This is a genomic window from Jiangella sp. DSM 45060 (genome assembly GCF_900105175.1).
Taxonomy (GTDB): domain Bacteria; phylum Actinomycetota; class Actinomycetes; order Jiangellales; family Jiangellaceae; genus Jiangella.
Genome location: NZ_LT629771.1, coordinates 1,974,055 through 1,996,658, shown reverse-complemented (window position 1 = coordinate 1,996,658; position 22,604 = coordinate 1,974,055). Strand labels below are relative to the sequence as shown.

The 22,604-nt window shown below is 74.2% G+C and carries 18 protein-coding genes; 5 read left to right on the top strand and 13 right to left on the bottom strand.

The window, feature by feature from the left end:
- Position 1 precedes the first annotated feature (1 nt).
- The 10 genes from murG to mraZ all read right to left on the bottom strand — a co-directional run bounded on the left by murG (position 2) and on the right by mraZ (position 12,715).
- Positions 2 to 1,087, bottom strand: coding sequence for an undecaprenyldiphospho-muramoylpentapeptide beta-N-acetylglucosaminyltransferase (murG, locus tag BLU82_RS08945; RefSeq protein WP_092618684.1), 1,086 nt, complete (start codon positions 1,085 to 1,087; stop codon positions 2 to 4).
- 426 nt (positions 1,088 to 1,513) lie between these two features.
- Positions 1,514 to 2,809, bottom strand: a complete 1,296-nt coding sequence (gene ftsW / locus BLU82_RS08940) for a putative lipid II flippase FtsW (protein ID WP_092618681.1) — start codon at positions 2,807 to 2,809, stop codon at positions 1,514 to 1,516.
- On the bottom strand, positions 2,806 to 4,233 hold the full coding sequence (gene murD, locus BLU82_RS08935; RefSeq protein WP_092618678.1) for a UDP-N-acetylmuramoyl-L-alanine--D-glutamate ligase: 1,428 nt from the start codon (positions 4,231 to 4,233) through the stop codon (positions 2,806 to 2,808). The genes ftsW and murD overlap by 4 nt, the downstream gene beginning before the upstream one ends.
- Positions 4,234 to 4,496: 263 nt before the next feature.
- A complete protein-coding gene (mraY, locus tag BLU82_RS08930) occupies positions 4,497 to 5,558 on the bottom strand; it encodes a phospho-N-acetylmuramoyl-pentapeptide-transferase (protein ID WP_092618675.1) in 1,062 nt (353 codons plus the stop codon).
- Positions 5,555 to 6,943: a UDP-N-acetylmuramoyl-tripeptide--D-alanyl-D-alanine ligase gene (gene murF, locus BLU82_RS08925; RefSeq protein ID WP_092618672.1), complete on the bottom strand. Its 1,389-nt coding sequence runs from the start codon at positions 6,941 to 6,943 to the stop codon at positions 5,555 to 5,557. The genes mraY and murF overlap by 4 nt, the downstream gene beginning before the upstream one ends.
- Positions 6,940 to 8,451, bottom strand: coding sequence for a UDP-N-acetylmuramoyl-L-alanyl-D-glutamate--2,6-diaminopimelate ligase (locus BLU82_RS08920; RefSeq protein WP_092618669.1), 1,512 nt, complete (start codon positions 8,449 to 8,451; stop codon positions 6,940 to 6,942). Before BLU82_RS08920 ends, murF begins: the two co-directional genes overlap by 4 nt.
- 19 nt (positions 8,452 to 8,470) lie before the next feature.
- Positions 8,471 to 10,777, bottom strand: coding sequence for a penicillin-binding protein 2 (locus BLU82_RS08915; protein WP_092618666.1), 2,307 nt, complete (start codon positions 10,775 to 10,777; stop codon positions 8,471 to 8,473).
- A complete protein-coding gene (locus tag BLU82_RS08910) occupies positions 10,777 to 11,157 on the bottom strand; it encodes a hypothetical protein (protein ID WP_092618661.1) in 381 nt (126 codons plus the stop codon). Before BLU82_RS08910 ends, BLU82_RS08915 begins: the two co-directional genes overlap by 1 nt.
- On the bottom strand, positions 11,154 to 12,110 hold the full coding sequence (gene rsmH, locus BLU82_RS08905; protein WP_092625621.1) for a 16S rRNA (cytosine(1402)-N(4))-methyltransferase RsmH: 957 nt from the start codon (positions 12,108 to 12,110) through the stop codon (positions 11,154 to 11,156). Before rsmH ends, BLU82_RS08910 begins: the two co-directional genes overlap by 4 nt.
- A gap of 173 nt (positions 12,111 to 12,283) precedes the next feature.
- Positions 12,284 to 12,715, bottom strand: a complete 432-nt coding sequence (mraZ, locus tag BLU82_RS08900) for a division/cell wall cluster transcriptional repressor MraZ (protein ID WP_046767667.1) — start codon at positions 12,713 to 12,715, stop codon at positions 12,284 to 12,286.
- Between the two features lie 729 nt (positions 12,716 to 13,444).
- On the opposite strand from mraZ, the gene BLU82_RS08895 reads away from it, so the two are divergent.
- Genes BLU82_RS08895 through BLU82_RS08885 form a run of 3 tightly spaced genes read left to right on the top strand, consistent with a single transcriptional unit; the run spans position 13,445 to position 18,111 of the window.
- Positions 13,445 to 14,419: an AAA family ATPase gene (locus BLU82_RS08895; RefSeq protein ID WP_370246312.1), complete on the top strand. Its 975-nt coding sequence runs from the start codon at positions 13,445 to 13,447 to the stop codon at positions 14,417 to 14,419.
- Between the two features lie 6 nt (positions 14,420 to 14,425).
- A complete protein-coding gene (locus BLU82_RS08890; protein WP_092618654.1) occupies positions 14,426 to 15,742 on the top strand; it encodes a DUF58 domain-containing protein in 1,317 nt (438 codons plus the stop codon).
- Positions 15,742 to 18,111: a DUF3488 and transglutaminase-like domain-containing protein gene (locus BLU82_RS08885; protein ID WP_092618651.1), complete on the top strand. Its 2,370-nt coding sequence runs from the start codon at positions 15,742 to 15,744 to the stop codon at positions 18,109 to 18,111. The genes BLU82_RS08890 and BLU82_RS08885 overlap by 1 nt, the downstream gene beginning before the upstream one ends.
- A 168-nt stretch (positions 18,112 to 18,279) precedes the next feature.
- Here the strand turns inward: BLU82_RS08885 and BLU82_RS08880 are convergent, their stop codons facing one another.
- From BLU82_RS08880 to mgrA, 3 genes are all read right to left on the bottom strand, one after another.
- Positions 18,280 to 18,711 (bottom strand): DUF3040 domain-containing protein, encoded by a 432-nt coding sequence (locus tag BLU82_RS08880; RefSeq protein ID WP_092618648.1) that lies wholly within the window; start codon positions 18,709 to 18,711, stop codon positions 18,280 to 18,282.
- Between the two features lie 131 nt (positions 18,712 to 18,842).
- A complete protein-coding gene (locus BLU82_RS08875) occupies positions 18,843 to 19,604 on the bottom strand; it encodes a bifunctional 2-polyprenyl-6-hydroxyphenol methylase/3-demethylubiquinol 3-O-methyltransferase UbiG (protein ID WP_092618645.1) in 762 nt (253 codons plus the stop codon).
- 4 nt (positions 19,605 to 19,608) lie between these two features.
- On the bottom strand, positions 19,609 to 20,670 hold the full coding sequence (gene mgrA / locus BLU82_RS08870; RefSeq protein WP_092618642.1) for an L-glyceraldehyde 3-phosphate reductase: 1,062 nt from the start codon (positions 20,668 to 20,670) through the stop codon (positions 19,609 to 19,611).
- 18 nt (positions 20,671 to 20,688) lie between these two features.
- Here mgrA and BLU82_RS08865 point away from each other — a divergent pair, with 18 nt between their 5' ends.
- Both BLU82_RS08865 and BLU82_RS08860 read left to right on the top strand, forming a co-directional pair.
- Positions 20,689 to 21,510: a spermidine synthase gene (locus tag BLU82_RS08865; protein ID WP_092618639.1), complete on the top strand. Its 822-nt coding sequence runs from the start codon at positions 20,689 to 20,691 to the stop codon at positions 21,508 to 21,510.
- Positions 21,511 to 21,890: 380 nt separating this feature from the next.
- Complete coding sequence (locus BLU82_RS08860; protein WP_092618636.1) at positions 21,891 to 22,589, top strand: DUF998 domain-containing protein; 699 nt, start codon at positions 21,891 to 21,893, stop codon at positions 22,587 to 22,589.
- Positions 22,590 to 22,604: the final 15 nt, after the last annotated feature.

Sequence of the window (22,604 nt, the reverse complement as noted above, 5' to 3'; positions counted from 1 at the left end):
GTCAACCTCCGACGCTCTTCTGTGCAGCCGCGCGCCGGACCATGTCGACCAGGCGATCGTCGGCGTCGCGACGACCGAGAGTAGCCGCTGCGGCACCCATCGCGTCCAACCGAGCCCCGTCGCCCAGCAATGGCGTCACCTCGTCCGCCAGCCGCGACGGCGTCAGCTCACCGTCGGCCACCAGCACGCCGCCGCCGGCGGAGACGGTCGGCAGCGCGTTGAACCGCTGCTCGCCGTTGCCGTGCGGAAGCGGGACGTAGACGGCCGGCAGCCCGACTGCGGCCAGTTCGGCGCAGGTGATCGCGCCCGCTCGGCAGACGGCGAGGTCGGCGGCGGCGTAGGCGAGGTCCATACGGTCGACGTAGGGCACGGGGACGTATCCGTGGCGGGTCGCGGCGGACTCGGCACGGGCCGGCCCGACGGCGTGCAGCACCTGGAAGCCGGCCGCGAGCAGCTGATCCAGCGATCCGGTGACGGCCTCGTTGATGCGCCGAGCGCCCTGGCTGCCGCCGAAGACGAGCAGCGTGGGCAGCGCCGGATCGAGGCCGAAGAACGCGCGGCCCTCGGCCTGCGACGTGGCGCGGTCGAGCAGGGCGATCGAGCGGCGCAGCGGGATGCCGACGTGCTGGGCGTGCGGCAGCGAGATGGCGGGGGTCGCGACGCCGACGAACGTGGTGAAGCGGGCGCCGACACGGTTGGCCAGGCCGGGTTTGGCGTTCGCCTCGTGCACCACGATCGGCACGCCCGCCCGGCGCGCCGCCAGGTACGCCGGCAGCGCGACGTAGCCGCCGAATCCGACGAGCACCTCGGCCTGCTTGGCGCGGAGCACGTCGGTGGTCTGGCGGACCGCCGACCGGACCCGCATCGGCAGCCGCAGCAGGTCGGGCGACGGACGGCGCGGCAGCGGGACCGGCGGGATCAGCGCCAGCTCGTAGCCGCGCTCCGGGACGATCCGAGTCTCGAGGCCGCGCTCGGTGCCGAGCAGGGTGACCTGTGCACCCGGGTCGGCGCGCCGCACCGCCTCGGCCGTCGCCAGGGCAGGTTCGATGTGCCCGGCGGTACCGCCGCCGGCCAAGACGACCTTCACCCGCAGATCCTCCCCGACCAGCGACGTTGCCGAAACGCCCGGGCCCGCACCGACTGCGGGACGTTGCCGGCGGGCGCCCGGCGCACCGGCCGCACCGCCCGTTCGTGGGCCGGCGACACGCCGGCCTCAGACCACGCCTGCGCCCTCACGCGCGCATCCTCCTCAACCGGCGACGCTCCCGCCGCGCCTGCTTGCGCGCCGCCAGCACTTCGCGCGGGACACAGACTCCTCCCGAGCCGCTCACGCGCGCATCCTCCTCAACCGGCGACGCTCCCGCCGCGCCTGCTTGCGCGCCGCCAGCACTACACGGGATCCAGACTCCTCCCGGGCCGCTCACGCGCGCATCCTCCTCAACCGGCGACGCTCCCGCCGCGCCTGCTTGCGCGCCGCCAGCACTACACGGGATCCAGACTCCTCCCGGGCCGCTCACGCGCGCATCCTCCTCAACCGGCGACGCTCCCGCCGTGCCTGCTTGCGCGCCGCCAGAGCTTCGCGCGCGCCGGGCTCCTCCTTGGCGAGCGCCATCAGGATCCCGACCGCGACGATGACGACGACCATGGAAGCGCCACCGTACGACACCAGCGGCAGCGGCACGCCGATGACCGGGAAGACGACGAGGACACTGCCGAGGTTGATGATCGCCTGGACGATCAGCCAGCCGGTGATCCCGGCCGCCGCCAGGCGGGTGAACGTGTCGGTGGTGCGCATGGCGATGCGGATGCCGGCGAACCCGAGCGCGAAGAACAGACCGAGCACCATCAGCGCGCCGGGCAGCCCGAGCTCCTCGCCGAGGATGGAGAAGATGAAGTCGGTGTGAGCCTCGGGCAGCTGGCCCCACTTCAGCCGGCTCGCGCCCAGCCCGCTCCCCCACCAGCCACCGGTGGCGAACGCGTAGATCGAGTTGGCGGCCTGGTACCCGGTGCCGGAGAAGTCGGAGAACGGGTCGAGGAAGCTGACGACGCGCGACATGCGGTTCTCGGAGGCGGTGACGAAGTACGCACCCACCACACCCACCACACCGAGCGCCAGCCCGAACAGCCACGTCGGCACGCCCACGACCCACAGCAGCGTCAGCACGATCGCCATCAGCACGAGCGCCGTGCCGAGGTCGCGCTGGCCGATGGTCAGCGCGACGATCGCCGCGGCCACCGGCACGAACGGGATCATCAGGTGCTTCCACTGCGTCAGCAGCCGGCCCTTCAACGCGAACATGCCGGCGCCCCACACGATCAGCGCCAGTTTCGCCGGCTCGGACGGCTGGATGAGGAACGGTCCGCCGAGGTCGAGCCAGTTGGTGTTGCCGCCGCGCGTGACGCCGAGGCCGGGCACGAACGTCAGCGCCAGCAGCATCGCCGCCACGACCAGCATCGGCAGCCCGAACCGGCGGATCAGCCGGGCCGGCATCCGCGACGCGACCCACGCCATGGGCAGCCCGACGATGACCCACCCCAGCTGGCGGGCGAAGTAGTAGTACGGGTAGCCGAACTGCACCCGCGACATCACGCTCGACGCCGAGAAGACCATGATCAGGCCGAGCACCAGCAGCAGGCCGGCCGACCCGAGCACCAGGTAGTACGACGCGAGCGGACGTTGCAGCAGGCGGCGCAGCGACTCGGTCGCGGCGGTCCGCAGTGGCTTCGACCCGGCCCCCGAGGCGCCGGAGCCCGACCCGCCGGCCCCGCCGGCCGAACCGCCCGGCGGCCGCTGGTCGACCGTGCTCACGGCGTCGAGTGGCCCCCGGGTCGCCGTCGCACCGCATCAGCGAAGGCGTCGCCCCGGGCACCGTAGTCGGCGAACATGTCCATGGACGCGCACGCCGGCGCCAGCAGCACGGTGTCGCCCGGGCGGGCGAGCCCGGCGGCGGCGGCCACGATGCGGTCCATGGCCTCATTGTCGGTGTCGGGAACGTCGACAACCGGTACATCCGGTGCGTGTCGTGCGAGCGCTTCGGCGATGACGGCGCGGTCGGCGCCCAGCAGGACGACCCCCCGCAGCCGCCCGCGCACGTCGCGCACCAGCGAGTCGAACGAGGCCCCCTTGGCCAGCCCGCCCGCGATCCAGACCACGGAGTCGAACGCCGCGAGCGACGCGGCGGCCGCGTGCGGGTTGGTCGCCTTGGAGTCGTCGACGTAGGTGACGTCGCCCAGGACGGCGACGGTGGCGATGCGGTGCGGGTCGGGCGAGTGCCCGCGCAGGCCGTCGCGGACCGCGACCGGCGGCACGCCGATCGACCGCGCCAGCGCGGCCGCGGCCAGCGCGTTCGCGACGTTGTGCGGCGCGGCCGGCCGGACGTCCTCGACGGAGGCCAGCTCGGCGGCCGACGTCTGCCGCTCGGCGATGAACGCGCGGTCGACCAGGTACTCGTCGACGACGCCGACCATGCCGACCGACGGGATGCCCAGCGTGAACCCGATCGCCCGCGCCCCTTCCCGGACGTCGGCGTCGCGGACCAGCTGCTCGGTGACGGGGTCGGCGACGTTGTAGACGCAGGCGGTCTCGACGCCGGCGTAGATGCGCCCCTTGTCGGCGACGTACGCGTCCATCGAGCCGTGCCAGTCGACGTGATCGGGCGCGATGTTGAGGACGGCGGCCGACCGCGCGGCCATCGAGTACGTCCAGTGCAGCTGGTAGCTGGACAGCTCGACGGCGATGACGTCGTGGCCGCCGGGGTCCATGACGGCCGTGACGATCGGGTCGCCGACGTTGCCGGCGGCGGCCGCGCGCAGGCCGGACGCCCGCAGCATCGACGTCAGCATCCGCACGGTCGTCGTCTTGCCGTTGGTGCCGGTCAGCACGAGCCACGGGGTCGCGGGATCGCGGATGCGCCAGGCCAGCTCGACCTCGCCCCAGATCGGGACGCCGGCGGCGGCCGCCGCGGCCAGCAGCGGCGACGACGGCTTCCAGCCCGGCGACGTGACGACCAGCTGGGTGCCCGCGGGAAGGGCCGACGTGGACCCCGGCCCCAGCGAGATCTGGGCGCCGAGGATGCGCAGGATGGTCGCGCGCTCCTGCTCGGCCGGGCCGTCGCGGTCCTCGAGGACGGTGACCTGCGCGCCGAGCTGGATCAGCGTGTCGGCGGCGGCATACCCGGACACCCCGAACCCGGCGACGGTGACGCGCAGCTCGGACCACGGGCTGTCCCGCACGGCCGACGCCAGCCAGGACGGCGCGGCGTGGCCGCTCCCCGGCGGCGTCCCGCCGCTCCCGGACGCACCCCCAGCAGCGCCGCTCGCACCAGCGGCCTCGCTCGCACCAGCGGCCTCGCTCGCACCAGCGGCCTCGCTCGCACCAGCGGCCTCGCTCGCACCAGCGGCCTCGCTCGCACCAGCGGCCTCGCTCGCACCAGCGGCCTCGCTCGCCCCAGCAGCTCCGCTGGCACCAGCGGCCCCGTTCGCCCCGGTGCCGCCGCTCACGCCGTCGCCACCCATTCGGCGTAGAAGAGGCCGAGGCCGAGCACCACGAACATGCCGGCGATGATCCAGAACCGGATGACGATGGTGACCTCGCCCCAGCCCTTGAGCTCGAAGTGGTGCTGCAGCGGCGCCATGCGGAACAGCCGTTTGCCGCCGGAGATCTTGAACCAGCCGACCTGCAGCATCACCGAGAGCGTGATCAGCACGAACAGGCCGCCCAGCACGATGAGCAGCAGCTCGGTGCGGGTCGTGATGGCCAGGCCGGCGAGCCCGCCGCCCAGCGCGAGCGACCCGGTGTCGCCCATGAAGATCTTCGCCGGCGCGGCGTTCCACCACAAAAACCCGAAGCAGGCGCCGACCATGGCCGCCGACACGACGGCGAGGTCGAGCGGGTCGCGCACCTCGTAGCAGCTCGGGCCGGGTGCGACGCCGCAGGACTGGTTCAGCTGCCACACCCCGATGAGGGTGTAGGCGCCGAACACCATGACCGACGCACCGGTCGCGAGCCCGTCCAGCCCGTCGGTGAGGTTCACCGCGTTGGAGAACCCGGAGATGAGGAACAGCGCCCACAGCACGAACACGGCGGCCGGCAGCACCCACGGGGTGTCGCGCAGGACGGAGAGTGCCTGCGACGCCGGCGTGTAGCCCTGCTCGTCCGGGAAGTTGATGGCGAGGATCGCGAACACGACGGCGACGGCGATCTGGCCGCCCATCTTCGCCCGGCTGCGCAGGCCGAGGCTGCGCTGCTTGGAGATCTTGATCCAGTCGTCCAGGAACCCGACGACGCCGAGCCCCACGATCAGGAACAGCACCAGCAGGCCGGACACCGTCGGCGGCGACGGCCGGACCAGGTGGGCGACGAAGTAGGCGATGACCGCCGCGACGATGATGACGGCGCCGCCCATGGTGGGGGTGCCGCGCTTGGTCTGGTGGTTCTCCGACAGCTCGTCGCGGATCGCCTGGCCATAGCCGCGGCCGACCAGCCAGCGGATCGCCAGCGGGGTGCCCAGGATCGACACCACGAGGCCGACGACGCCGGCCGTGAGGATCGAGATCACTTGTCCTCCACCAGCCGTTCGCCGAGGAAGCGCAGGCCGGCATCGCGAGACGACTTGACCAGGACGACGTCGCCGGGCCGCAGCTCGGCGCGGAGAAGGTCGAACGCGGCGTCGACGTCGGGCGCCCAGGCCGACTCGCCGTCCCACGACCCCTCGAGCGTGGCGCCCTGGTGGATCGCGCGGGCGCCGTCGCCGACGGCCACCAGCCGCGACACGTTCAGCCGGACGGCCAGCCGCCCGATGGCGTCGTGCTCGGCGATCGACGACTCCCCCAGCTCGCGCATCTCGCCGAGCACGGCCCACGTGCGGCCGGCGGCCGGGCGGCCCAGCGACACCAGGGTCTTCAGCGCCGCCCGCATCGACTCGGGGTTGGCGTTGTACGCGTCGTTGACGACGGTGACGCCGTCGGGCCGCTCGGTGACCTCCATGCGCCAGCGCGACCGCGGCAGCGCCGCCGAGAGCCGCGCCGCGACGTCGTCCAGCGGCAGCCCCAGCGCCAGCGCCGCACCGGCGACGGCCAGCGCGTTCGACACCTGGTGCTCGCCGACCAGCCGCAGCGACACGCGCGCGTCGGCGTCGGCCGTGACCAGCCGGAACGACGCCCGGCCGGCGGCGTCGAGCGCCACGTCCTCGGCCCGGACGTCGGCGTGCACCGACTCGCCGACCATCACCACCTGGGCCGGCGTCTGCTCGGCCATGCGGCGCACGACGGGGTCGTCGGCGTTGAGGACGGCGGTGCCGGTCTCGGGCAGCGCCTCGACCAGCTCGGCCTTCGCGCGGGCGATGGTGTCGCGGTCGCCGAACTCGCCGAGGTGGGCGCTGCCGACGTTGAGGACGATGCCGACGGACGGCGGTGCGATGCCGCACAGGTAGGCGATGTGCCCGGCTCCGCGCGCGCCCATCTCGGCGATCAGCGTGCGAGTGGACTCGTCGACGCGGAGCACGGTGAGTGGCACCCCGATCTCGCCGTTGTACGAGCCGGGCGGCGCGACCAGCGGCCCGAGCGGCTCGAGCACCTGCGCCAGCAGGTCCTTCGTCGTCGTCTTGCCGGACGACCCGGTGACGCCGACGACGGTGACCTGCGGCAGGCGGTCGAGGACGGCCCGGGCGAGCCGGCCGAACGCGACCTCGGTGTCGTCGACGACCACGGCGGGGACGCCGACCGGCCGTTCTGCCAGCACCGCGACGGCGCCGGCCTCGACAGCGGCGGCGGCGAAGTCGTGCCCGTCCCTCGCCTCGCCCTGCCGGGCCACGAACAGGCCGCCGGGCCCGAGCTCACGGGTGTCGGTCACCACCGGGCCGGTGACCCGGACGGCGGGGTCGGCGACGGCGTCCAGCCTGCCGCCAGTGGCCGAGGCGACCTCGGCCAAGGTGAGCGGGATCAACCCTGGAACTCCTCACTCCACCGCATCAGCTCCGCACGGAGCACGTCTCGATCGTCGAATGGATGCACGACGCCTGCGATCTCCTGACCTTGTTCATGCCCTTTACCGAGGACGACGACGGTGTCGTCGGGCCCGCGGGCGCCGCGCAGCGCCGCACGGACCGCCTCGCGGCGGCCCCCCACCTCGAGGATCTCCCCCGCCCGCTCCGCGTCCGGCACCGCGTGGGCGCCGGCGACGACGGCGGCCCGGATGGCGGCCGCGTCCTCGGAGCGGGGATTGTCGTCCGTGACGACGACGACGTCGGCGCCGCGCGCGGCGGCCGCCCCCATCAGCGGCCGCTTCTCGCGGTCGCGGTCTCCACCGGCGCCGACGACGACGATGAGACGGCCGCGCGGGTGCAGCGCCTGCAGCACGTTGTCGATGGCGTCGGGCGTGTGTGCGAAGTCGACGACGGCGACCGGCGCGCCGGCCGGGCCGGCAACCCGTTCCATGCGCCCCGGCACCCCGGGGCAGGCCGCCACGCCCTCGACCGCCGCGGTGACGTCGACGCCGGCCGCGCGCAGCATGGTGACGGCCAGCGCGGCGTTGGTGACGTTGAACTCGCCCGGGATCGGGACCCGCAGCTCCAGCTTCTCGCCGTCGGCGCCGGCCAGCGTGGCGCGGTCGCCGTAGCAGTCGGCCTGCCAGTCGGCGTCGGCGGCGACGTGCGGCGGCGCGACCGTCAGCACCGGCAGCGGCGTCGACGCGGCCAGCCGGCGGCCGTACTCGTCGCCCACCACGACGACCGCCTTGCGCGCGTGCAACGGCGTGAACAGCCGGGCCTTGGCGGCGAAGTAGTCGTCGAGGCCGCCGTGGAAGTCGAGGTGGTCCTGGGTGAGGTTGGTGAACCCGGCGACGTCGAACACGACGCCGTCGACCCGCCCGAACACCATGGCGTGGCTGGACACCTCCATGGCGCAGGCCGTGACGCCACGCTCACGCATGACGGCGAGCAGCGCGTGCACGTCGGTGGCCTCGGGGGTGGTGCGGATGCTGGCGACCCGTTCGTCGCCGACGCGGGTCTCGACGGTGCCGATCAGCCCGGTGACGTGCCCGGCGGCGCGCAGCCCGGACTCCAGCAGGTACGTCGTGGTGGTCTTGCCGTTTGTGCCGGTGACGCCGAGCATCAGCAGGTCGCGCGCCGGATGGCCGTACACCGTCGCCGCGATGTCGCCCAGCCGCGCCCGCGGGTCGGCCAGCCGTAGCACCGGGACGTCGAGGTCACCGGCCAGCGCGACGCCGTCGTCGTCGGTCATGATCGCCACCGCGCCGGAGGCCACCGCGGCCGCCGCGAACCGGGCGCCGTGGGTCACCGCGCCGGGCAGCGCCATGTAGAGGTCACCGGTCCGGACCTGCCGGGAGTCGTGTGTGACGCCCGTCACCAGCACGTCCGCCGGCGCCGCGGCGTCGAGCGCCGTCAGCGGCAACGGCGTGACGCGGCGGGGTCGCAGTCCTGGGCGGTCGGGCACGACAGAGCAATCTACTCGGTCAGTCGGCGAACAGTGGCACCTGCGGCGCCTCCGTGCCGGTCGGCGCCACACCGCCCTGCTCGAGCGCGAACCGCATGATGTCCGCGAAGGCCGGGCCGGCCAGCGCGCTTCCGGAGTTGCCGTTCTTCGGGTCGAACAGCGACACGACGACGACGTACTGCGGGTCGTCGGCCGGGGCGAAGCCCATGAACGACGAGTTGTAGTCGGCGTAGCAGCCGCAATCGGGGTCGACCCGCTGGGCCGTGCCGGTCTTGCCGGCGACGCGGTAGCCGTCGACGAGCGCGGGCTTGCCGGTGCCGCCCTCGCCCATGACGGCCTCCATCATCGTGGTGACGTCGGCGGCGGCCTGCTCGCTGACGACCCGCTCCGGCGCGGACGGCTCGACCGGCGTCTCGCGGCCGTCGGCGCCGATCGTCGCCGAGATCAGCCGCGGGTCGACCCGCACGCCGCCGTTGGCGATGGTCGCGTACGCCGACGCCATCTGCACGGCGCTGACCGAGATGCCCTGGCCGAACGCCACGTTGTCGCGGGTGAGGTCGGTGAAGTCGTCGCCGGACGGCAGCCGGCCGCCGGTCTCGCCCGGCATGCCGAGGTCGGGCGCCGTCCCGAACCCGAACCGCCGCAGGTAGTCGTGGTACACGTCCTTCTCCAGCAGCTCGGCGGCCAGGACGGTGCCGACGTTGCTCGACTTCGCGACGACGCCGGCCAGCGTCATCTGGTCCTCGCCGTGGCTGTAGTAGTCGTTGATCGTCTCGCCGCCGCGGCGGAGGTTGTCCGGGACGGAGAACACGGTGCTGTGGTCGGCCAGCCCCTGGTCGACGACGGCGGACATGGTGATCGGCTTGAACACCGAGCCCGGCTCGTAGGCGTCCTCGACGGCGGCGCTGCCGCGGTCGGCGGCCTCGGTCTTGCTCGGGTCGCTGGGGTCGAACGCGGGCGTGGCGGCCAGCGCGACGATCTCCTGCGTGTCGACGTCCATGACGACGGCGACGCCGTCGGCCGCGCCGGCGTTCTCGACCGCCTCGGCCAGCACCTGCTCGGTGTGCCACTGCACGTCGCCGTCGAGGGTCAGGCGCAGGCCGGTGCCGGCGACCGGCTGGCTGACGTGGTTCGCCGAGCTGTTCGGGATGCGGATGCCGCCCGGGCTGAACTGGTACGTCGCCTCGCCGTCGACGCCGGCCAGGCTCTTGTCCATCGACTGCTCCAGCCCGGTGAGGCCCAGGCCGTCGGCGCCGAGGAACCCGACGACGTTGCCGGCGACGGTGCCCGCGGGGTAGTCGCGGGCGGCGGCGGTCTCGGCGGTGAACCCGGCCAGGCCGAGCCCGCGGATCTGCCGCCACGTCGCCCCCGGCACCCCGCGCGCGACGACGACGTACCGGTCCGAACCGGTGAGGTCGCGCTGCAGGTCGGCGGCGGGCGTGCGGAGGATGCTCTCGAGCTGCAGCGCGTACGCGGCCGGGTTGGCCACCTGCGTCTGGTCGACCACCACGTTGTACGCCTCGACGGTGCTGGCCAGCGGCTCGCCGTCGCGGTCGATGATGGCGCCGCGGTCGGCCCGCACCGGCACCGTCTTCAGCCCGATGGTGTTCGCGACGGCGGCGTACGTGGACGCGTCGATGCCCTGCAGCTGGATCAGCCGGCCGCCGAACAGCGACAGGACCACGCAGACGCCGACCAGCGTGACCCGCAGGCGCTTGCGCGGGTCGGCCAGCCGGACGGTGCGCGGCTGCTTCGGGCCCTTCGGCGGCTTGGGACGCTTGGGCGGCTTCGGCGGGCGGGCCGGGCGGGAGGCCTTCGGAGCGCGGACGGCGCGGGGCTTGCCCCCGGCCGCCTTGCCGGAGGACGACCTGCCCGACGACGGCTTGCCGGACGCGCCGCGGCCGCCGGAGGTCCCGCGGCCACCGGACGTCGCGACGGCGCCGGCCCGTACCGGCGCCGGACGACCGGTGCGGCCGGCGCCGTCGGCCCGGCCACCGCGCGACGACGTGGGCGCGCTGGCCCACGCGGCGTCGAGCTCGTTCTTCGGAGCCTTGGGAGCGCTCTTACGGGCCCGCGGCGCGGCGGACGTCCGCACGGGCTTCGCGGCGGCCGTCCTGCGGGCCGGCTTGGCCGTGTTCTTGGCGGACGCCTTCGGCGCGCCCTTCGGAGCCGCCTTCGGTGCGCCCTTCGACCCGGGCCGCGCGGTGCGGCCCGCGGCCGTACCCCGTCCGGCACCCGCGGCCGAGCCCCGTCCCGCCGAGCCCTGCCCGGCCGTGCCGCGGCCCGACCCGGCCGCTCCCCGGCCGTCCTGGCCCTTGGGCGGCATCAGCCGGCACCACCAGCGTCGGCGTGGGTGGACCGCGGCAGTTCCAGGAAGGTGGGCGCGTCCTCGGCCGGCACCATGCCCAGGCGGGCGGCCTGGTCGGCCAGCGCGTCGGGCGCGCTGCGGGCGGCGACGCGGTCGGCGAGGTCGGTCTTCCGGTCGCGCAGCTCGTCGGTGGTCGACTGCAGTTCGCCCAGCTCGAACGCGCCCTGCTGCAGGGCGGTGTTGAGGACCAGCAGGCCGATCAGCCCGATGCCGAGGACCATCAGGACCAGCACGACGAACGGGGCGCGCGGCGCACGGGAGCCGCGGGCCGGCACGCTGCGCAGCGACGGCCGGCGCGGCGCGGCGACCGGGGCGTAGGCGCGTTCGGCGGCGCTCATGCGGCCTCCCTGATCCGCTCGACGGCGCGCAGCCGGGCCGACTGCGCGCGCGGGTTGGCGGCGATCTCGTCGCTGGTGGGCGGCTCGGAGCGGGTCAGCAGCCGCAGCTCGGGCCGGTGCTCGGGCAGCTCGACCGGCAGCCCGGGCGGCGCCGAGCTGGTCGTCCTGGCCGCGAACAGCTGCTTGACGATGCGGTCCTCCAGCGAGTGGTACGAGAGCACGACGATGCGCCCGCCCACCGCCAGCGCGTCGACGGCGGCCGGCAGCGCGCGCTCGAGCGTGTCGAGCTCGCCGTTGACCTCGATGCGCAGCGCCTGGAACGTCCGCTTCGCCGGGTTGCCGCCGGTGCGCCGGGCCGGCGCCGGGATGGTGTCGCGGATCAGCTCGACCAGCCGGGCGCTGGTGTCGAACGGTGCCCGCCGGCGCTCGCGCACCACGGCCGCCGCGATGCGCGAGGCGAACCGCTCCTCGCCGTAGCGGCGCAGGATGCGGGTGAGGTCGGCCGCGGCGTAGGTGTTGAGCACCTCGGCCGCGGTGATGCCGGTGGACTGGTCCATCCGCATGTCCAGCGGCGCGTCCTGCGAGTACGCGAACCCGCGCCCGGCCTCGTCCAGTTGCAGGGACGACACGCCGAGATCGAACAGGACGCCATGCACGCGCCGGATGCCGAGGCCCGCCAAGACGTCGGCGATCCGGTCGTAGACCGCGTGGACGCCGGTGAACCGGTCGCCGAACGGCGCCAGCCGCTCGGTGGCCCGGGCCAGCGCCTCGCGGTCGCGGTCGAGGCCCACCAGGTGGGCCGTCGAGCTGCGGCGCAACAGGGCCTCGGCGTGCCCGCCGAGTCCCAGCGTGGCATCGACGACCACACGGCCCTCGTCCTCCGAGAGAGCCGGAGCCAGCAGCTCGACGACGCGATCGAGCAGCACCGGGACGTGCGCCCCCTGATCGGTCATCGACACCCCCGCGTCTCTTCGTCGTTGCCTCGCTCGTTGCCGTTCGCGGCTCGTACGACCAGGTCCCCGCCCGCTCGGGCTTGGCTGCCGGCTCGTGCCGCTTGGCACCGGGGAAGTGGTGCCAAGAGGTGGAGCGGCCGGAGACCTCGTCGTGCGTTTCCACGCGACGGCGGTCAGAAGATGCCGGGCAGCACCTCCTCGGAGATGTCGGCGAACATCGGTTCCTTCTCCGCTTGGTACGTCTCCCAGGCCTGCTCGGACCAGATCTCCACCCGCGTCATCGCACCGACGACGGTGCACTCACGCTCCAGCGCCGCGTACGTGCGCAGCCCCGGCGGGATGGTGATGCGGCCCTGCTTGTCCGGAACCTCGTCGCTGGCCCCCGCTGCCAGCATCCGGGCGAAGTCGCGCGTGCCCTTGTGCGTGATGGGCGCGGCGCGCAACTGCTCGGTGAACCGGAGGAACTCGGCCCGCGGCCACACGTAGAGACAGCGCTCCTGCCCTCGTGTGATCACGACGCCCTCCGCCAGCTCGTCCCGGAACTTCGCCGGAAGGATGAGCCGTCCTTTGTCGTCCAGCCGGGGCGTGTGGGTGCCGAGGAACACGGCCCACCTCCCCGCTGTCCGCCGTGACCGTCACCGGACCATCCGCTGATCGCCACCCCGGACCACTCTTCCTCCATTGCCCGCCACTCTACTCCACTCTCCCCCACTTGCAACCACATTCAGCCCCGCTACGCCCCACCACGCCCCACCGCGGCCCCCGCCCCGTGGCCACGCCGGACCGCGTCCGCGCTGGTCAGCGCCCTGCGGGGCGATGGAGGGGACGGAGTGGGGCGCGCGGGGGCGCCGCGGCGGCGCCGGCCCGCCCCCGCAGCGGACGCCTCCACGTCGCCCCTGGTCAGCGATGCCGGCCCGCCGGGTGGAGGACGGTGGTGGAGGGAAGTGGGGAACGGCCGGCGGACGGGGCCGCCGGCCGGCGCGGCGGCGGAGGCGGCGCGCCTCGGCACCATGATCGAAGGCCGGGTCCACCGCGGCGCCGCCGACCGGCGGGCCGATCACCGCCCGGCGGGGCGGGACACCGTCCGACCAGGCCGGGCCATCGGGGAATGTCCGGTTCGGATGGATGCGCGTGCACGCGTAGTGGACATAGGCTCTGCGGGTAAGCGAAAGCCGTGGCCGATGGGAACCCGCTGGGTGGGTCCGCACGTCGCACCACTGCGAGACAGGACAGCGGAATGCCGCGATCGGCCGAGGCACGTCACGCCGACGAGGTCGGGGATCGAAGGAGGAAACGTGCCTGAGCCGCTCAACCCGGGCCATCATCCACAGCAGGTGCCCGGCGAGCCCGCGCCCGAGCTGGCGCTCGGCGACCTCGCCGACACCGCAGCCCGCATACAGGCCGCCATCGGCTCGGTCGTCGAGGGCAAGCCCGAGGTCATCAAGCTGGCCCTCACCGTGCTGCTGGCCGAGGGCCACATCCTCATCGAGGACGTCCCCGGCGTCGGCAAGACCATGCTCGCGAAGTCCGTGGCCCGCGCCATCGACTGCACGGTGCGCCGCATCCAGTTCACGCCCGACCTCATGCCCAGCGACGTCACGGGCGTGTCGGTGTTCAACCAGTCGACCCGCGAGTTCGAGTTCAAGCCGGGCGGCGTGTTCGCGAACATCGTCGTCGGCGACGAGATCAACCGCGCCTCGCCGAAGACGCAGTCCGCGCTGCTCGAGTGCATGGAGGAGCGGCAGGTCACCGTCGACGGCACCACGTACCAGCTCGAGGCGCCGTTCATGGTGGTCGCCACCCAGAACCCCATCGAGATGGAGGGCACCTACCCCCTCCCCGAGGCGCAGCGCGACCGCTTCATGATGCGCCTGTCCATGGGCTACCCGTCGCCGCGCGACGAGATCGAGATGATCGACACCCACGGCGCCACCAGCGCGCTCGACCCGCTCGAGCCGGTCACCGACGCCGCGCACGTGCACAAGCTGGTCCGGCTGGTCCGCGGCGTCTACGTCGCCGACCCCATCAAGGAGTACGCGGTCGCGCTGACCACGGCCACCCGCACCTCGCCCGACCTCCGGCTGGGCGCGTCGCCGCGGGCCACGCTGCACCTCATCCGGGCGGCGAAGGCGTGGGCCGGGCTCGAGGGCCGCGAGTACGTGCTGCCCGACGACATCCAGGCGCTGGCCGCGCCCGTCCTCGGCCACCGGCTGCTGCCCACGGCCGAGGCGCAGATCGGCCGCCGCGACGCCGGCAGCATCGTCGCCGACCTCATCCAGCGCATCCCGCAGCCCGAACCGGCCCGGTAGCCGCCGATGAACGACGCGCTGTCCGGTCTCACCCGACGCGGCTGGACCTTCCTGGCCGTCGGCGGCGGCGCCGTCCTGGCCGCCGTCCTCGCCGGGCAGCGCGACGTGCTCAGGGTCGGCCTGCTGCTGGTCGTCGTCCCGGCCATCAGCCTCATGGTGGCGCTGCGCAGCCGGGTGCGGCTGGCCGCGTCGCGCTCGGTCGAGCCGCCGCGGGTGTCCGTCGGCGAGCGGGCGACGGTGCGCCTGCAGCTGGCCAACTCAGCACGCATCCCCACCGGTGTGCTGCTGGTCGAGGACAGCATCCCGTTCACGCTCGGAGCCCGGCCGCGGTTCGTCCTCGACCACGTGTGGTCGCGGTTCCGGCGCGACGTCACCTACTCCATCGACCCCGTGGTGCGCGGCCGGTACAAGGTCGGCCCGCTGACGGTGCGCGTCACCGACCCGTTCGGCATGGTCGAGCTGCGCCGCGCGTTCAGCGACGTCGGCACCCTGATCGTCACACCCACGGTGCACCAGCTGCCGCCGGTCCGGCTGGTCGGCGAGTGGAGCGGCAGCGGCGAGAGCCGGCCGCGGGCCATCGCCGCCGCCGGTGAGGAGGACGCGACGATCCGCGCCTACCGCATCGGCGACGACATGCGCCGCGTGCACTGGCGGGCCACCGCCCACCACGGCGAGTTGATGGTCCGCCGCGAGGAGCAGCCCTGGCAGAGCCGGGCCACGCTCCTGCTCGACACCCGCACGTCCGGGCACACCGGCGAGGGCATCGACTCCTCGCTCGAGTGGAGCGTCACCGCGGCCGCGTCCGTCGGAGTCCACCTGGCCGAGCGCGGCTACGCCGTCCGGCTGGTCACCGACCACGGCGGCGCGGTCTCCACCAACTGGCACGACCCCGCCAGCGGCCCCGGCGACGCCAAGGTGTCGCTGCTCGACGCGCTCGCCGTCGTCCAGCCGCAGCGCGACGCGTCCGTCGGCCGCTGGCCCGACCTCCTCAGCGGCGCCGAGGCCGCCACCGGCCTGCTGGTCGGCGTGTTCGGCCGGCTCACCGAGCCCGAGGCGCACGTCGTCGCCGGGCTGCGGCAGGGCTCCACCGCCGCGCTGGCCGTCGTCCTCGACGTCATGTCCTGGACGTCGCTGGGCGAGAACAGCCGCGAGCAGGTGCGGCTCACCGCCGGCGTCCAGGTGCTGCGCAGCGCCGGCTGGAACGTCATCGTCGCCAAGCGCGGCGAGCACCTGGCCACGCTGTGGGAGCGCCTCGGGCTGCAGCGCCCGGCCGTGCAGGCCCAGGCCGCGGCCGGCGTCTCGACCGGACGGGAGGCGAGCTGATGTCGTCGCTGAGCGCCCACGGCCGCCTGACCATCGTCGCGGCGCTGGCGGCCTGGCTGTCGGTGGTGCCGCTGTTCGCCATCACCCAGACCGACGACTGGATCGTGCCGGCCGCCCTCGTGGTCGCGCTGGTCGCCGGCACCGGCTACGTGCTGCGCAAGCTCGGCGTGCCGGCGCTGCTGGTCCCGGTGGCGCAGCTGGCCGTCGTCGTGCTGTGGCTGGGCGTGCTGGTGGCCAACGACGTCGCGCTGCTCGGGTTCATCCCGACCACCGACTGGGCCACCCGGCTGGTCGACGTCTTCCAGGAGGGCATCGACGTCACCAACACGTACGTCGCGCCCATCCCCGTGCCGCGCGGCATCCTCATGCTGGTGGTCGGCGGGGCCGGCGTCGTGGCGCTGCTGGTCGACACCCTCGCCGTCTGGCTGCGCAAGGTCCCGCTGGCCGGCGTGCCGCTGGCCGCCTGCTACGCCGTCGCGGCCACCGCCATGACCATCGGGCTGGACTGGTGGTGGTTCCTGCCGCCCGCGGCCGGGTTCCTGGCGCTGCTGGTCTCCGAGGGACGCACCCGGGTCGCGGCGTGGGGTCGCTCGGCCAGCCCGTCGGCGCGGCGCAGCGGCATCCCCGAGACCGACTCACTGGCCCGCAACGGCCGCCGGGTCGGCGCGGTGGCGCTGGCGGTGGCGGTCGCCGTGCCTGGCCTCGCGCCGGTGCTGACGGAGGGCGTGCTCGGCCCGGGCCGCGGTGGCGGCGGGGGCGGCGGGCAGACCATCCGCACCGACAACCCGATCATCGACCTCCAGCGCAACCTGCAGCGCCGCGAGAACGTCGAAGTGCTGCGCTACAGCTCCAGCGCCGACACCGATGCCGCCACCTACATCCGCATCGTCACGCTCGACGTGTTCGACGGCGAGGAGTGGAAGACGTCCGACCGGCCGGTGCCCGACTCCGTCGACAGCGGGCTGCCGTGGCCGCAGGGCCTCGAGGAGGCCGACTGGCCGCGCATCGACTACGACATCAACGTCAGCCCCGACTTCAGCTCCAGCTGGCTGCCGCTCCCCTACCCGGCGCAGAGCATCGCCATCGAGGGCGACTGGCGCTACCACGGGCCCACCCTCGACGTCGTCGCCGACGGCGACGACGTCCGCGCCCGCTCGTACAACGTCGAGAGCCTGGTGGTCGAGCCGACCGTCGAGACGCTGCGCAACGCCGGGCCGCCCAGCGACGACGTCGACGCCATGCTCGAGCTGCCCGACGAGCTCCCCGCCGAGGTCACCGAGCTCGCCGACGAGGTCACCGAGGGCGCTGCCGACGACTTCAGCAAGGCGGCCGCGCTGCAGCAGTGGTTCCGCGGCCCGCAGGGCGGCTTCGAGTACGACATCGAGTCGACGTCCGGCCACACGGCCAACGCGCTGGTCGACTTCCTGAACGACCGGCGCGGCTACTGCGAGCAGTTCGCCGCGACCATGGCCATCATGGCCCGCTACCTGGGCATCCCGGCGCGGGTCGCGGTCGGCTTCACCGCCGGCGACTACCAGGGCAACGGCAGCTACCTCGTCCGCGCACACGACTCCCACGCCTGGCCGGAGCTGTACTTCGAGGGGTCCGGCTGGGTCCGGTTCGAGCCCACGCCGGCCGCCATCACCGGCCGCGCCCCCGACTGGACCATCGTGCCCACGCAGAACGCGCCGGTGCCCGACCCCAACGACCCCAGCTCCCCCACGTCGCAGCCGACCAGCACGGCGCCGTCCATCCCGCGCGACGACGAGCTCGGCGGCGGCGCAGCGGCCGGCAGCCAGGAGCCGCCGTCGCAGTGGCCGCTCATCGTGCTCGGCGCGCTGGCGCTGGCGGCGTTCTTCGCCACCCCGTCGGTGGCGGCGCGGATCGGCCGCCGGCTGCGCTGGCGGCGGGCCGGCGACGATCCCGGCGCGCTGGCCGAGGCCGCGTGGGCCGACCTGCGCGAGGCCGCCCGCGACGCCGGCCACCCCTGGGACCCTGCCGCCACGCCGCGGTCCACCGGCCGCCGGCTGGCCACGGCCGCGTCACTCGGCGACGACGACCGGCAGTTGCTCGACCACCTCGTCGGCGCCGTCGAGCAGGCCCGCTACGCCCGCCAGGCCGAGCCCGTCGAGGCGCTGCACGACGACACCGAACTGGTGCGGCGCTCCATCGCCCGCTCGGCGTCGCTCGGCCGGCGCGTCAAGGCGTTCCTGCTGCCGACCCGCTACCGCGACAGCGCGGTCGAGGCGAACCGCCGTCTGGTCGAGGGGTTCGACTGGATCGACGCCACCGGCGAGCGGCTGCGCGACTCCGTCGCCTCGTCCAGCCTGCGGCGCCGGCTGCCGGCGCCCCGTCCCCCGGCGGAGTGAGCACGCCCGGCCCACCCGATCTCATGGGGTGGGCCGGTCCGGTCATCAGCACCTGACCGGACCGGGTGGGATCGCCCCGGAAACGCAAGAGGCGCCGCCCGAGGGCGGCGCCGAACGCGTGAACCGTGGTGCTGCTACTGCTGCGGTGGTGCTGCTGCGGTGGTGCGGTTACTGGCCGTAGCCGCGCTCGCGCCGGTTGCGCCAGCGCTGCTCCATGCGGTCCATGAACGAGCCGTTGTTGCGCTGCCCCTTGGGGCGGCGCTGCCGGCGGGGCGAACCCGGGCTGATGTCGGGCACCTCGCCGGCGGCCGTGGCCGTGCCGTCCGACGGCGGCACGCGACGCCACGATGTGACCGCGTAGAAGGCCGAGCCGAGCATGACGACGAAGCCCGCCACACCGAGCGGGATGACCTGAGTGACGGCGCCCGTCATGAGCAACACGACGCCGACGACGAAGACCAGACCGGCAAAGACCGCGCGTCGCCGGTACCGCCGCCGAAGATCCGCGCCACGCATGGCGGTGGCGAACTTCGGATCCTCGGCGAGCAGCGCCTGCTCCATCTGCTCGAGCAGCCGCTGCTCATGATCGGAGAGTGGCACCGTTCCCCTCCAATGAACACGGAAATCTTGGGCACCTGCTGTAAGGACCAGCATATGCGGCCGACGCCACCGAAGAAAGCCGGGTGCACGACCGAAGGCGTTCGGTGTCGCAGTACCCGCCCGCGGAGCGATCACACGTCCGGCCCCGCGGGCCGTCCGGCGAGCACGTGCAGAGCCGCGGCGACGGCCCGGAACGCCGGATGGGCGACCACGGCGGCCTCCAGTTCGGCCAGCGCGGCCACCTCGGCGGGGTCGTCGACGACGCTGCCGGCGACGAGGTCGGTGAGCACTCTCACACCGTGCACCTCGTCGACGCGCAGCCCGGCGGCCGCGAGCAGCGCCCTGACGCCGTCCTCGTCGAACCGGCGTGGCAGCGGGTCGGAGCCGCCCCAGCGGCCGTCCGGGTCGTCGAGCAGGTGCCGGGCGTCGGCGAAGTGCCCGGCCAGCGCCTTCGCCAGCACGGCGGCGTAGCGCTGGGCGACGACGACGCTGGCGACGCCACCGGGGCGCAGCGCCGCCGCGATGGCCGTCACCGCACCGGAGACGTCGTCGACCACCTCGAGCACCCCGTGGCACAGCACGACGTCGGCGCCGCCCGGCCCGACCACGCCGGCCAGCCCGGCCGCGTCGCCCTGCACGCCCGTGACCTGGTCACCGACGCCCGCCTCGGCCGCCCGGCGGGCCAGCGCGGCCAGCGCGTTCGGGCTGGGGTCGACGACGGTGACGCGGTGGCCGATGCGGGCCAGCGGCACCGCGAACACGCCGCTCCCGCCACCGAGGTCGACGATGTCGAGGTCACGGCGGCCGGTCGAGGCGCTCAGCGCGGCCAGCGCCTCGTACAGCTGGGTCCAGATGGCCTCGGTGCGCGGGTTGCGGCGCTGACGCTCGTTCATCGGGTCACGCGTCGCTCGACCGGGCCCAGATGTTCAGGCCCGCCTCGACGGCGTGCCGGTCGATCTCGGCGAGCTCGTCGTCGGAGAAGTCGAGGCGGTCCAGCGCGCCCAGGCTGTCGTCGAGCTGGCCCACCGTCCGGGCGCCGATCAGCACCGACGTCACCCGCTCGTCGCGCAGCGCCCACGACAGCGCCAGCTGCGCGAGGGTCTGCCCGCGCGACTCGGCGACGCCGGCCAGCGCCTTCAGCCGGTCGACGACGTCCTGCGTGACCAGCGACGGCGAGAACGACCCGCCACGGGCCGCGCGGGAGTCGTCCGGCACCCCGCCCAGGTACTTGTTCGTCAGCAGCCCCTGCGCCAGCGGCGAGAAGGCGATGATGCCGAGGCCCTCGTCCGCGCAGGCCTCGGTCAGCCCGGCCTCGATCCAGCGGTTGAACATCGAATAGGACGGCTGGTGGATGGCCAGCGGCGTGCCCAGCTCGCGCATGATGGCGGCCGCCTCGCGGGTGCGCTCAGGCGAGTACGACGAGATGCCCGCGTACAGCGCCCGGCCGGACCGGACCGCGGTGTCCAGCGCGCCCATCGTCTCCTCGAGCGGCGTGTCGGGGTCGAACCGATGGCTGTAGAAGATGTCGACGTAGTCGAGGCCCATGCGGTCCAGCGACGCGTCGAGGCTGGCCAGCAGGTACTTGCGCGAGCCCCATTCGCCGTACGGGCCGGGCCACATGTCGTAGCCGGCCTTCGTCGAGATGATCAGCTCGTCGCGGTACGGGCGGAAGTCCTCGGCGAAGATGCGGCCGAAGTTCTTCTCCGCCGAGCCGGGCGGCGGGCCGTAGTTGTTGGCGAGGTCGAAGTGCGTGACGCCGTGGTCGAACGCCGTGCGCAGGATGGCCCGCTGCGTGGCCAGCGGCGACTCGTCGCCGAAGTTCTGCCAGAGGCCCAGCGAGATGGCCGGCAGCTTGAGTCCGGTGCGGCCGCTGCGGCGGTAGGGGGTGTCGATGTAGCGCGCTTCGTCGGCCCGGTACGGCGCGCCTACGTGGAGGTTCCTTGTCGGACGGTCAGCCATGCTGCGAACCTATCGCTCGTGCCCCCGTCCCGTGCCAGCGACCGCCCACGTCCCGAGCGCTTCGCCGGGACCCACCACGTCGACTCCGGCACGGCGGAGTTGATCCCGGACCGCGCCCACCCCGGCGGCTGGTCGGTCCGGCTCAACGGGGTGGCCAGTTCCTACGTCGACGTCGACGACCCGACCCGGCTGGACTTCGAGTACACCCAGTGGACCGGCCACATCCTCGACGTCGTCGCGCCGCCGGGTGCGCCGCTGTCCGTCCTGCACCTCGGCGGGGCCGGCTGCACGCTGGCCCGCTACGTGGCGGCGACGCGGCCGGGGTCGCCGCAGACGGTGTTCGAGATCGACGCCGCGCTGGCCACCCTGATGCGGCAGGCGTTCGGGCTGCGGTCGGTGCGCGGGCTGCGGCTCAAGGCGGTGGACGCGATGGACGGGCTGCGGGCGCTGCCGGACGACTATTCGGCCGTCGTCATCCGCGACGCCTTCGACGGCTCCGACGTGCCGCCCCACCTCGCCGACGCCGCCTTCTACGCGTCGGTCGCACGGGTGCTCACCCCCGCCGGCGTCTACGTCGGCAACGTCGCCGACACCGCCCAGGTCCGCGAGGCCCGCGTCGAGGCGGCGACGGCGCTGGAGGTGTTCGCCCACGTCGCGATGATCGCCGAGCCCGGCCAACTGCGTGGACGCCGCTACGGCAACGTCATCCTCGTGGCGTCGCAGCAGCCCCTGCCGGAGGACGCGCTGATCCGCAAGCTCGCCGGCGGCGCCGTCCGCGCCAGGTATGTCGAGCCGTCGCGGGTGAAGGAGCTGGTGGCCGGCGTCAAGCCTCGCCGCTGATCGGAGCACCGACCCGGCCCTGCCGGACGCCCAACTCCGAGCCCCGGCCAACGCCGCTGGCCCGCGCCCCTGCCCCGAGCCCCGACCAACGCCGCTGGCCGACGCCCCTGCCCCGCAGCCCCAACCGACGTCCCTGACCGGCGCCCCCGCCCGCCGCGTCTCCCCCGCGCTCTGCCGACCTCCCCGACCGGACGCTCCTCCCCCGTGGGTGCCGCACCTCGGCGCGGCCCGGCGCTCCTCTGCGCGCCGCCGTGCACCCTCGTGCGTCCCAACGCCCTCCCCGCCACAACACCGACAACTCTTCCAACCTTGACAATTTTTATTTTCGGTAGCACGATCGAGTCAGCCAGGGCACACCACACGCTGGAAGGACCGGGACCATGACCGCCACCGCAGCCACCGCAGCCACCGCCGCCACCCCCACCGTTACCGCCACGACCCCCACGCCCGCCACGACGCGTGGGCAGCACCGGCTGCTCACCGCCGGCGTCGTCGCGGGGCCGTTGTACGTCGCCGCGGTCGTCGGGCAGTACGTCGTGCGTGACGGGTACGACCCGACGCGGCATGCGGCGAGTGTGCTGGCGAACGGCGACCTCGGCTGGGTGCAGATCGCGAACTTCGTCGTGGCCGCGGTGCTGACGGTGGCGGCGGCGGCCGGGCTGCGCCGGAGCGGCAGGGCCGGCACGTGGGCACCGCGCCTGGTCGGCGTCTTCGGGGTGTCGCTGCTGGCCGCGGGCGTCTTCCGGGCCGACCCGGTCGAGGGCTTCCCGCCCGGCACCCCGGCCGAGGCCGCCGAGACGATCAGCTGGCACGGTCTCGCCCACATGGGCGCCGGCCTCGCCGGGTTCACCTGCTTCGCGATCGCCTGCTTCGCCCTCGGCCGCCACCTGCGCCGCACCGGCCGCCGCGGCGCGGCACGCTACAGCGTCGCCAGCGGGTCGCTGATCCTCTGCGGCTTCGTCGCGGTGTCGGCCAGCGCCGGCGCGACGTGGGGCGTGCTGGCGTTCACGGCGGGCATCCTCGCCGGCTGGACGTGGCTGGCCGTCACCTGCGCCCGGCTCGCCCGGCTCCCCCACTGACCCGGAACGCAAGAC

Coding starts and splice junctions, on each gene's coding strand:
- BLU82_RS08915 (WP_092618666.1), bottom strand. CDS start 10,777: ATGCCGCCCAAGGGCCAGGACGGCCGGGGAGCGGCCGGGTCGGGCCGC.
- BLU82_RS08910 (WP_092618661.1), bottom strand. CDS start 11,157: ATGAGCGCCGCCGAACGCGCCTACGCCCCGGTCGCCGCGCCGCGCCGG.
- rsmH (WP_092625621.1), bottom strand. CDS start 12,110: ATGACCGATCAGGGGGCGCACGTCCCGGTGCTGCTCGATCGCGTCGTC.
- BLU82_RS08890 (WP_092618654.1), top strand. CDS start 14,426: ATGAACGACGCGCTGTCCGGTCTCACCCGACGCGGCTGGACCTTCCTG.
- BLU82_RS08885 (WP_092618651.1), top strand. CDS start 15,742: ATGTCGTCGCTGAGCGCCCACGGCCGCCTGACCATCGTCGCGGCGCTG.
- BLU82_RS08875 (WP_092618645.1), bottom strand. CDS start 19,604: ATGAACGAGCGTCAGCGCCGCAACCCGCGCACCGAGGCCATCTGGACC.
- mgrA (WP_092618642.1), bottom strand. CDS start 20,670: ATGGCTGACCGTCCGACAAGGAACCTCCACGTAGGCGCGCCGTACCGG.
- BLU82_RS08860 (WP_092618636.1), top strand. CDS start 21,891: ATGACCGCCACCGCAGCCACCGCAGCCACCGCCGCCACCCCCACCGTT.